This is a genomic window from Streptomyces sp. NPDC057010 (genome assembly GCF_042673805.1).
GTDB lineage: Bacteria > Actinomycetota > Actinomycetes > Streptomycetales > Streptomycetaceae > Streptomyces.
Map to the genome: position 1 here is coordinate 24,574 of NZ_JBHUSC010000063.1, position 9,805 is coordinate 34,378.

The following is a 9,805-nucleotide window of genomic DNA, read 5'->3' on the forward strand; positions in this document are numbered from 1 at the left end:
GGCCGGAATCAGCGCGGTCATGACGCCTCCGCGCGGTCCGCGGCCATGCCGGCCGCGTCGAGGAGGGCGGTGCCGACGATCAGGTCGGCGCCGCCGAACTCCGGGTCGTCGAGCTGGGTGCCGTCGTCCACCGCGAAGAGCAGCCGCTCCTCGCCCTGGCGGTAGGCCGTGCCGACGGCCGGGCTCGCCGCGTGGACGGCCAGCAGGGCCACCAGGTACGGCAGGTCGGGGTCGCTGCGGCGGGCCTCCGCGAGCAGGCCGGACAGCCGGCGCGGGGCGTCGTGCGGGAGGTCCAGGAGGTCCGTCGCGGCGGCGAGCTGCTCCTCGCTGAAGCGGCTGTCGTCCGGGGTGGCGATCAGGTCGGGCTCGGGCATCTCCACGCCCAGGTGCTCCCGTTCCACGGGCGGGGTGAGGAGTATGTCCACGAGGTCCCCGACGCGCACCGAGACCGGGGTGCGCAGGCCCGTGCCGGCCGCGAAGAAGGCGTCCGTGACCCGGCGGGCCTGGCCCACCGGCAGCGGCAGCAGGGGCGCGACGAGCTGCCCGTACAGGTCGATGCCCGAGCGCGGCGCGGGCGCGGCGAAGGCCTGGCGGTCCTGTTCGGCGCGGAAGAGCGGTCCGGCGTCCAGGAGCCGGGACTGGAGCTGGGTGTGGCGGCGGATGCAGTCCTTGACGATGTCGACGAGCTCGGCGGCGCGCCGCTTACTCTCCGGCTCCTCCGCCTCGTCGCGGGCCTTGCGGATGTTGGTGAGGATGGCGTTCTCGTGCCGGTAGCGGTCGGCGACGTGGTCGAGGGCCTCCGCGATCATGTCGGGGACGGCCTGGAGCCAGTCCACCGCCCGGACGTTGCGTCGGGTCGCGTCCAGGGTCCGGCGCAGGGTCTCGGCGTACTGGACCGTGCGGTAGCGGGCCTGTTCCGCGGCGAGCTGGGCGTCGGCCAGGCGGCCCCGGCTGATCAGGACCTCCAGCTTCACCTCGGCGGCGATCTGGGCGCTGGTGACGTCGGTGTCGAGGGCGCCGACCAGCACGTTGACGGCTTCGTCCGTCGTCCGCAGGTAGACCGCGCCGCCGTAGCCGGGGACCTCTTCGATCAGCTTGAAGTCGTAGTCGCGCCGGACGTACACGCCGTCCGGGCCGAACGTGCCGTAGATCGCCCGGAATCCGCGGTCCACGCTGCCGACGTTGATCAGGTTCTCCAGCACCCAGCGGGCCACCCGCTCGTGCTCGGCCGCGGGCCGGGCCGGGGCCTGGGCGGCGACGCGCGGGAGCAGCCTGGCCACTATCTGCTCGTGGTCGGCGCCCGTGTCGAAGTCCATGTTCAGCGTGACCAGGTCGATCGCGGCGAGCGCGACCTCCGCCATCGCGTAGACCCCGTACTCGCCCGCCAGGTTGGCCTTGCGTACGTCGAGGTCGTGCAGCGGGGCGGTGCAGGCGAGGGCGCGCAGCCGCCGGGCCAGGCCCTCGTCGGCGGCCGGGCCCGGCGCCGGGGACGGAAGGGTCTTCGCCGGGGCGGGGAGAGTCACGGACAAAGACTAGGCGCTGTCACGGACAACATCCCAAACGGCATGGTTCGGCCGGATCGTCCCCGGCTCCCTCGCACCGCCTGCTCTACGCTCGCCGCATGGATTCCATGATCGCACCCACCCCGGTGATCGACCTCAACGCCGACCTCGGCGAGGGCTTCGGACGCTGGGCGCTGACCGACGACGAGGCGCTGCTGTCCGTCGTCACGAGCGCCAACGTCGCGTGCGGCTTCCACGCCGGGGACCCGTCCATCATGCGCCGGGTCTGCGAGCTGGCCGCCGAGCGGGGCGTACGGATCGGCGCGCAGGTCTCCTACCGCGACCTGGCCGGCTTCGGGCGGCGCTCCATGGACGTGCCGGCCGGTGAGCTGGCGGCCGAGGTGGCCTACCAGATCGGGGCGCTGGAGGTCTTCGCACGCGCGGCCGGCTCCCGGGTGTCGTACGTGAAACCGCACGGCGCGCTGTACAACCGCACCGTGCACGACGCCGACCAGGCCGCCGCCGTCGTCGCGGGCGTCCGCCTCGCGGCGGGGGCCGGCGCCACGGGAGGCCTGCCGGTGCTGGGACTGCCCGGTTCGCTGCTGCTCGCCGCCGCCGGGGAAGCCGGGCTGGCCCCGGTGCCGGAGGCGTTCGCCGACCGGGCCTACACGCCGGCCGGGACGCTGGTGCCGCGCGGCGAGCCGGGCGCGGTCGTGCACGACCCGGACGCCGTGGTCGCACGGGCGGTCGGGATGGCCGCGCGCGGCGGGGTGACGGCGGCGGACGGCTCCCGGGTGGCGGTGGCCGCGCGCTCGCTGTGCCTGCACGGGGACACCCCGGGGGCCGCGGACCTCGCCCGCAGGGTGCGCGGGGCGCTGGACGCGGCCGGAGTACGGGTGGAGGCCTTCGCGTGAGGACCCTGGTGGTGGGCGGCGAGGCGCTGCTCGTCGAACTGGACTCGGCCGCCGAAGTGGCGGCGCTCCACGCGGAACTGCTGCGCCGCCGGGACGCGGGCGAGCTGGGCGCCGTACGGGACCTGGTGCCCGCGGCCCGGACGGTCCTGCTCGACGGCGTACGGGACCCCGCCGCGCTCGGCGCCCGGATCGCGCGCTGGCAGGTGCCCCCGCTCGCGGAGACGGAGGGGCCGCTGGTGACCGTCCCGGTGCGCTACGACGGCCCGGACCTGGCCGAGGTGGCCCGGCTGTGGGGCGTGGCCCCCGAGGAGGTCCCGGGCGTCGTCGGCGACACCGTGTTCCGGGTGGCGTTCTGCGGGTTCGCCCCCGGCTTCGGCTACCTGACCGGGCTCCCGGAGCGCTTCCACCTCCCCCGCCGCGCCACGCCCCGTACGGCCGTCCCGGCGGGCTCGCTGGCCCTGGCGGGCGAGTACGCCGGGGTGTACCCGCGCTCCTCCCCCGGCGGCTGGCAGCTGATCGGGTCCGCGGACGCGGTGCTCTGGGACCCGGAGCGCGAACCTGCGGCCCTGTTCGCGCCGGGGGTACGGGTCCGGTTCACGGAGGCGGGCCGGTGACGGGGCTGCTGGTGACCCGCGCGGGGGCGCTGACCACCGTCCAGGACCGCGGCCGCCCCGGATACGCGCACCTCGGGGTCCCGCGCTCGGGCGCCCTCGACACGGCGGCGTACGCGCTGGCCAACCGGCTGCTGGGCAACGCCCCGGACGCGGCGGCGCTGGAGACGACCCTCGACGGGGTCGGGCTCCGGGCCCTGGCTTCGACGGTCGTGGCCGTCACGGGTGCGCCCTGTTCCGTACGGATCGACGGCCGCCCGGTGGCCTGGGGAGCCGCGATCGGGGTGCCGGCCGGGGCGGAGCTGGAGGTGGGCCGGGCGGAGTCGGGACTGCGCAGCTACGTCGCGGTGCGGGGTGGCCTGCGCGTCCCGCCGGTCCTGGGCAGTCGCTCGACGGACCTGCTGTCGGGGCTGGGGCCGCCGGTCCTGTCGGCCGGGATGCCGCTGCCGCTCGCCCCGCCGGGCCCGGAGCCGGTCCCGTGGGCGGACGTGTGCGGCCTGCCCGGGGCGCCTTCGGAACTCCTGCTCCCGCTCCGCCTCGGGCCGCGGGCGGACTGGTTCACGGAGGCTTCGCTGGCCGGGCTGTGGCGTGCGGTGTTCCGCGTCTCGGCGATGTCCAACCGCATCGGCCTGCGCACGGAGGCCGGGGCGCCGCTGGTCCGCGGCCGGGCTGGCGAACTGCCGAGCGAGGGCATGGTGCTGGGCGCGGTCCAGGTCCCGCCGGACGGCCTGCCGGTGGTGTTCCTGGCCGACCACCCGGTGACGGGCGGCTACCCGGTGGTGGGCGTGGTCCCGCCGGGCCCGGCCCTGGACGCGGCGGCCCAGGCCCGGCCGGGGGTGCCGGTGAGGTTCGTGCGGAGCCGGTGAACGCCCGCGGGCGGCGGGCGGCGCGGCGGGCGATGAAACGTTCCGGGCGCCGGGGGCCAAGTACGGGTGAACGGGGCCGCCGGGGCCCCGCACACAGGGGAGGAACCGGGTGCGCAACCCACCACGGGAGGCCGGGCCACCGGATCTCACCACGCCCGAGGGGTTCGGCAGGTTCTACGAGGAACACGTCGACGCCGTCCTCGGCTTCGTCACCCGCCGGGTCTCCGACCCGCACGTGGCGGCGGACCTGACGGCGGACGTCTTCCTCGCGGCGATGGGCTCGGCGGCCGGCTACCGGCCCGACCGGGGAGCGGCGGTCGCCTGGCTGTTCGGGATCGCCCGCAACGTCCTGTCGGGGCACGCCCGCGGCCTGGCCCGCGAGAGCGGCGCCCTGGCCCGGCTCAGCGGCCGCCGGCTCCTCGACGACGGGGACGTCGCCGCGCTGGAGGAGCGGATCGACGCCGAGCGGGCCTACCGGGCCCTGGCCGAGCGCCATGCCGCCCTGTCCGAGCCGCTGCGCGCGGCCCTCGACCTGGTCGTCGTCGACGGCCTCACCCCGGCGGAGGCCGCGCTGGCCCTGGGCGTGACGCAGGCGACGGTCCGCGTCCGCCTGCACCGTGCCCGGCGTGCCCTGCGCGCCGCCGACCCCGCCCCGCGTCCCGCCCGGGACCCGCACCTGGAGGTAGCCCGATGAGCAGCAGGCCCCGCGCGTTCGAGGAGCGGCTCAAGGCCGAGCTCATGGCCATCGCCGCGGACCGGCCCGCGGCCGTCGCCCCGGTCCGGTCGCCCGCCCGGCGGTACCGGATCCCGCTCGCCCTCGGCGCCGTGGCCGCGGCGGTCTCGGGGCTGGTGGCCCTGCCGGTCCTCGGTGACGGGGGCGGTTCCTCGCCCGCGTACGCGGTGTCCCGGGACGATGACGGCACGATCCGGGTGCACATCTACCACCCGGACGGGGTCGACGGGACGGTCCGCGAACTGCGCGAGCTGGGGATCACGGTCGCGGTGGTGCCGCGCAAACCGTCGGAGCAGTGCCCGTCGGACGTGGCCTACCCGCAGGGGCTCACTCCAGGGGAGGGCGGGGGCGTGTTCGCCGGCGCCCAGGACGAGTCCGCGCAGATGATGATCACCCCGAAGACGGTGCCGCCGGGCCACACGCTCGTGATGAGCACGCCCGTGGACGCCTCGGACGTCCACCCGATCGGCTTCGGCGCCGTCGAGACGTCGAAGGTGCCGTCCTGCGTGCCCGTCTACGCCGACCCCGCCAAGGCCCCCCGGCGGACCCTGAGCCCGGAGGAGGCCGCCGTACTCAAGGACAAGCAGCGGGTCGAGCGGGAGGAGCGGGAGAAGGAGGCCCGGACGGGCGGATCCGCCCCGGCGAGCCCGTCGCCGAGCGCTCCGCGCAAGCCGTAGCCCGACGGCCGGCACACGACAGCGCGCCCCCGGTCCGTTCTTCGGACCGGGGGCGCGGTGCGTTCCGGAGGGGCGGTGGCCCCCCTGCGCGGCCGCGCGCCTACACGGCCGACTCCGGAGCGATCCGGCTCCGTACGGCGGACTGCACGTCCTCTTCCTCGGCGGGATCGGCCGCCAGGCGGCGCAGGCGGGGCGCCACCCGGACGTCGGCGGTCTCCGCGTGGCGGGCCGCCACCTCGCGGGTGGTCTCCTCGCAGTCCCAGAGGCATTCGACGGCGAAGCCGGCGGCGAAGGAGGGGTCCGTGCTGGCCAGGGCCCGAGCGGCCCGGCCACGCAGGTGGGACGAGGCCGTCTCGCGGTAGACGTGGCGCAGCACGGGTGCGGCGCAGCCGATCGCGAGGCGGCCCGCTCCGTCCACCAGCGCGTGGAGCCGGGGGGTGTCCGGGCCCTCGCCGCGGACGGTGGAGCGCAGGGCCCCCAGGACCAGGCCGGCGTCCTCGGTTCCGCCGCGGGCGGCCAGGACGGCCGCTGCGGCCGCTCCCAGGGCGTCGGGGCGGTGGATCCAGCGGCGGGCCCGTTCGACGGCCTCGGGGCCGCACATGCGCTCGTAGGCGGCCACGGCGGGCTCGTCGGCGGCGGCTTCGATGAGGTCCAGGACGCCCGGGTTGTCCGGTTCGGCGAGGGCCAGGTGGTGCAGGGCGGTGGCGCGGGCCGCGTCACCGCAGGCGCCGGCGGCCGCCGCGAGGATCGCCGGGCGGTCCTCCGGCGCGGCCACGGCGGCGAGGCAGCGGGCGGCGGGCACGTGCAGCGGTGTGCCGCGGCGCAGCCCGTCGGCGGCCCAGTCGAAGACGGCCTGGACTCCCCAGCCCGGCCGGGGCCCGCTCGGGGTCAGCTGGCGCTGCCAGCGGTCGAAGGAGCCCTGCTGCCGGGCTGCGCGCAGGCGCTCCCCGTAGACGGGGGACTCCTCCCACAGGCACCAGGGGCGGGGCTCGTAGGCGTCGCGGACGGCGGCGGCCAGCCGCGCCTCGCCCTCCGCCGTGGCGGGGAATCTGGCGAGGACCGGCGCGCCCAGGGAGCGCAGCCCCTCGTCGTCGTCGCGCAGGGCGAGCTCGTCGAGGGCCCAGGCCCAGTTGGCGCCGGAGGCGGCGTACCGGCGCAGCAGCATGAGCGCGTCGTCGCGGCCGTACGAGGCGAGGTGGCCCAGTACGGACAGGGCGAGGCCCGTCCGGTGGTCCTCTTCGTCGAGGAGGTCCTCGGCGCTGAACAGGTGGGCCTCGATCTCGCCGAGGGGGCCGTCGAGGTCCAGGTACAGCCGGGCGTAGTACAAGGAGCGGTTCTCGACCTGCCAGTCCTGGCGCGGATCGCGGAGTACGCACTGGTTGAGGGCCTCGAGGGCCTCCGCCCTGGGTGCCGCGAGGGCGTGCAGCGTGCCGTCGCCGCGGCCCCGCTGGAGCAGCCCGAGCAGGGTACCGCTCGGCGCTATGACTGGTTCGAACATGGGAATGGCCTCAAATCAAGCTGGGGACGCAACCGGGAATCGGGATTCACAGGGCCGCGTAACAGCATGTGAGGACGTCCGCCGTCATGTTCCGCTCGATGTAGACCATTGCCTTCTCACTCTCGTCGGTGCTCCGTGAGCCGGGCGGCCGGGCCGGGCCCGGACACCCGTCGTGTCCTGCCCGCTCCTGCCCGTCCGCCGTGCTCGCGAATCGAATCCGACGCCATGATGACCCAGCCGGTTTGTGCACCGCGACCACATTTACGGCCGCCGTGACCAAGCTGTGAGGTCGGGAACCGGCCGCGCCCGGCCAGATCACAGGCAAAAGCGGACTACTTGGCTCCGAAAAGTTCCAGCAGGTCGGCCTTGGCGAACATGCGCGCCGTGTCCACGGCGGAGGGGGTTCCGGCGTTCGGGTCGGCCCCGCCGTCGAGCAGGGCGCGGATGACGGCCTCCTCGCCCTTGAAGACGGCGCCGGCCAGGGGGGTCTGGCCGCGGTCGTTGGCGCGGTCGGCCTCGGCGCCGCGGGCCAGCAGGGCCGAGACGGTGGCGGCGTGGCCGTGGTAGGCGGCCAGCATGACCAGTGTGTCGCCGCGGTCGTTGGTGAGGTTCGCCGGGACCCCGGCGTCGAGGTACGCGGTGAGCGTCTCGGTCTCACCCTGCCGGGCGAGGTCGAAGATCTTGGTGGCCAGTTCGATGACGTCCTCGTCGGGAACGTCCTGGGAACCGGCGCCGCCCTCGGTGTGCTCGCTCATCGTTCGTACCGCCTTCCACTCGCTGTATCGCGTGAAGTTTCCCCAGGCCGTGCGGGCATGGGGACGCACGGCACTGCGTCCGTACGGGTGAATCGCCAGAGTAGCGCCCGGACCTGCACATGTCGGGGCCGGGCCGAGGCAATGATCACCCTCGGCCGGCTCGACCTCCCTCGTGCCCGACGCGCCAGTCAGGGTGAGCCGGTCAAGTGAAAAACTCCTGGATTCACCCATCTGCACCTTTTGTCGCATTGATACTTCCTGTGAGCCTGGAAGAACTGATGGTGACTGTCCCCACCCACCAGGAGAAACTCCATGGTCCTTTCCATCTCAGGCGTCGTCCTGCTCGGCATCATCTGCTTCCTGTTCTTCAAGAAGGACGGGATGAAGCTGACGCACGCGTTCGTCTGCTCGCTGTTCGGGTTCTTCCTCGCAGGCTCCGCCATCGCCCCGAGCATCACGGCGAGCACGGCGAGCCTCGCGAGCCTGCTCGGCGGGATCAAGCTCTAGCCGCGGCCTGCGCGACAGCGACACCAGCCCCACCCGAAGTACCCGAAGCACCCACAACTCCAGGAGACGCCCGTGGCCCGGCGCCCACTCCCCCGCATCCTCAGCAGCGGCACCGCATCGCTGGCCCGGGGCCGCGACTTCGCTCGCACGGCTGCCGACAGCGCCACGGACGTCCTCCATCCGCTCCTCACCATCGGACGCGGCCTGCGCATCCTGGCCTCCGCCGGGCGGCGCAAATGGTCCGAAACCCCCAGGGACAAGCGTGGTCCCGCGCTGTTCCTGGGAGCCGCCTGCGTCCTCGTGGTCGCGCTCGTCCCCTACGGCCCGCTCCTCGCCCTGATCACCCTCATGGCGGCGGCGGCCTGGCAGGGACGCGACCGCAACCCGGTGAAGACCGGGCCCAGCGATGCCGAGACCGAACGGCTCGGCTCCCTCTACGAAGCCCTCGTGCCGTACTTCTCCATCCCGGAGGACCCGAACCCCCTCTTCGCCCACGGCGGGGACTGGGACCAGGCCTTCAGCGGCTACGAGTTCGACGAGGCGGGCCGCGTCACCCGGCTCCACATCCGCTACCCGGCCTACTTCACCGATGGCGAGGCCGCCTCACGGGCCCGGATCGAGGCACTGCTGCACGCCAAGTCCGGGCGCGGACGGGAGTATCTCTTCGACTGGGACGAGGAGGGCAACCAGCTCGACCTGAGCGTGCTGGCGGCGTTGCCGACGGGTATCGCCGCCCAGCCTTTCGTCACCTCACCCGGGGAGACCGTCCTCGGCTTCACCGACGCCGGCACCGTGCAGCGCACCCTGCCCGTCCTGGAGGGCGACCAGCCGCGGGACGTGCCGCCGGTGATCTGGCGCACCGGCCCCCGCTCCACCGAGCCGCACCTGCTGGCCGTCGGCCAGCCCGGCAGCGGCACATCCACCCTGCTGCGGTCCATCGCCCTCCAGGCCCTGCGGCACGGGGGCGACGTACTGATCGTCGAAGGCGGCGGCAGCGGGGAATACTCCTGCCTGTCCGGCCGCAGCGGCGTCCTCGCCGTCGAATGCGGGCCCGGCGGGGCGCTGAGCATCCTGGAATGGGCCGCGCAGGAGACCGAGCGGCGCCTGATCGCCACCCACCGGGCGCGCGAGGCGAACCGGCCCGCGCCCGAGGACACGCGGCGGCCGCTGTGGATCCTGCTGGACCAGCCGAGCGTGCTGGCGCACCTCGCGGTCGCCGAGGGCGCCCCGGATCCGTTCGCCCAGCTCCAGGTGCCCTTGCGGCACGGGCGGGCCGCGCACGTCACGGTGGTGGTCGCCGAGCACTTCGACCACCTGGAACTGCTGAACGACGCCGTCTGGCAGCACACCCGCGCGCGCGTCGTCCTCGGGCCCGCCGCGATCCGGCAGATCACCGATGTGCTGGGGCTGCCGCCGCACACCACGCCCACGGTGCTGGTGCCGCCGGGGCGGGGGTACGCGCGGCTCGGTGCGGGGCCGGTGCACCGGCTCCAGGTGCCGGCCACGCCCGACCCGTACGACGACGCCGCGCACCCGGCGTTCCGGGAGGCGGTGCTGTCGCTGCTGCCGGACCGAGCCGCGCGGGGCGCCTGCGGCGGGCCGGGCGGTACGGGGGATGTCACGGCGGCCAAGCCGGCGCCGCCTGCTCAGGCGCAGGGCAGCCCGGCCGTCGACGCCTCGGAGGTTCCGGGGGTGGCGGCGGAGACGCCGTGACCCTGGCGGGGCTACGGGGGCCGCGGGGG

At 75.2% G+C, this 9,805-nt stretch carries 10 protein-coding genes; 7 read left to right on the forward strand and 3 right to left on the reverse strand.

What is annotated here, in order from left to right:
• Positions 1-17: 17 nt before the first annotated feature.
• Positions 18-1,523: a hypothetical protein gene (locus ACFTXQ_RS32305; protein ID WP_382647863.1), complete on the reverse strand. Its 1,506-nt coding sequence runs from the start codon at positions 1,521-1,523 to the stop codon at positions 18-20.
• A 98-nt stretch (positions 1,524-1,621) separates the two neighbouring features.
• Between ACFTXQ_RS32305 and ACFTXQ_RS32310 the strand changes: the two genes are divergently transcribed.
• From ACFTXQ_RS32310 to ACFTXQ_RS32330, 5 genes are all read left to right on the forward strand, one after another.
• On the forward strand, positions 1,622-2,416 hold the full coding sequence (locus ACFTXQ_RS32310) for a LamB/YcsF family protein (protein ID WP_382647866.1): 795 nt from the start codon (positions 1,622-1,624) through the stop codon (positions 2,414-2,416).
• Complete coding sequence (locus tag ACFTXQ_RS32315; protein ID WP_382647869.1) at positions 2,413-3,030, forward strand: allophanate hydrolase subunit 1; 618 nt, start codon at positions 2,413-2,415, stop codon at positions 3,028-3,030. Before ACFTXQ_RS32310 ends, ACFTXQ_RS32315 begins: the two co-directional genes overlap by 4 nt.
• The gene (locus tag ACFTXQ_RS32320) at positions 3,027-3,893 is read left to right on the forward strand and encodes a biotin-dependent carboxyltransferase family protein (protein ID WP_382647871.1); all 867 of its coding nucleotides are present in this window, start codon (positions 3,027-3,029) and stop codon (positions 3,891-3,893) included. Before ACFTXQ_RS32315 ends, ACFTXQ_RS32320 begins: the two co-directional genes overlap by 4 nt.
• A 109-nt stretch (positions 3,894-4,002) precedes the next feature.
• A complete protein-coding gene (locus ACFTXQ_RS32325) occupies positions 4,003-4,587 on the forward strand; it encodes an RNA polymerase sigma factor (RefSeq protein ID WP_382647874.1) in 585 nt (194 codons plus the stop codon).
• Positions 4,584-5,303, forward strand: a complete 720-nt coding sequence (locus ACFTXQ_RS32330) for a hypothetical protein (RefSeq protein WP_382647877.1) — start codon at positions 4,584-4,586, stop codon at positions 5,301-5,303. The genes ACFTXQ_RS32325 and ACFTXQ_RS32330 overlap by 4 nt, the downstream gene beginning before the upstream one ends.
• A 100-nt stretch (positions 5,304-5,403) precedes the next feature.
• On the opposite strand, the gene ACFTXQ_RS32335 is transcribed toward ACFTXQ_RS32330, so the two are convergent.
• Positions 5,404-6,801: a HEAT repeat domain-containing protein gene (locus tag ACFTXQ_RS32335; protein WP_382647880.1), complete on the reverse strand. Its 1,398-nt coding sequence runs from the start codon at positions 6,799-6,801 to the stop codon at positions 5,404-5,406.
• Between the two features lie 332 nt (positions 6,802-7,133).
• On the reverse strand, positions 7,134-7,556 hold the full coding sequence (locus ACFTXQ_RS32340) for an ankyrin repeat domain-containing protein (protein WP_382647882.1): 423 nt from the start codon (positions 7,554-7,556) through the stop codon (positions 7,134-7,136).
• Positions 7,557-7,868: 312 nt separating this feature from the next.
• Here ACFTXQ_RS32340 and ACFTXQ_RS32345 point away from each other — a divergent pair, with 312 nt between their 5' ends.
• Positions 7,869-8,063 carry a hypothetical protein gene (locus ACFTXQ_RS32345; RefSeq protein WP_030031218.1) on the forward strand — a complete coding sequence of 65 codons (195 nt, stop codon included), beginning with the start codon at positions 7,869-7,871 and terminating at the stop codon, positions 8,061-8,063.
• 72 nt (positions 8,064-8,135) lie between these two features.
• Positions 8,136-9,776, forward strand: coding sequence for a hypothetical protein (locus ACFTXQ_RS32350; protein WP_382647885.1), 1,641 nt, complete (start codon positions 8,136-8,138; stop codon positions 9,774-9,776).
• Positions 9,777-9,805 lie beyond the last annotated feature (29 nt).

Bases quoted from the DNA above. Each gene is read 5' to 3' on its own strand.
- ACFTXQ_RS32330 (WP_382647877.1), top strand. From the start codon at position 4,584: ATGAGCAGCAGGCCCCGCGCGTTCGAGGAGCGGCTCAAGGCCGAGCTC.
- ACFTXQ_RS32345 (WP_030031218.1), top strand. From the start codon at position 7,869: ATGGTCCTTTCCATCTCAGGCGTCGTCCTGCTCGGCATCATCTGCTTC.
- ACFTXQ_RS32335 (WP_382647880.1), bottom strand. From the start codon at position 6,801: ATGTTCGAACCAGTCATAGCGCCGAGCGGTACCCTGCTCGGGCTGCTC.
- ACFTXQ_RS32310 (WP_382647866.1), top strand. From the start codon at position 1,622: ATGGATTCCATGATCGCACCCACCCCGGTGATCGACCTCAACGCCGAC.
- ACFTXQ_RS32340 (WP_382647882.1), bottom strand. From the start codon at position 7,556: ATGAGCGAGCACACCGAGGGCGGCGCCGGTTCCCAGGACGTTCCCGAC.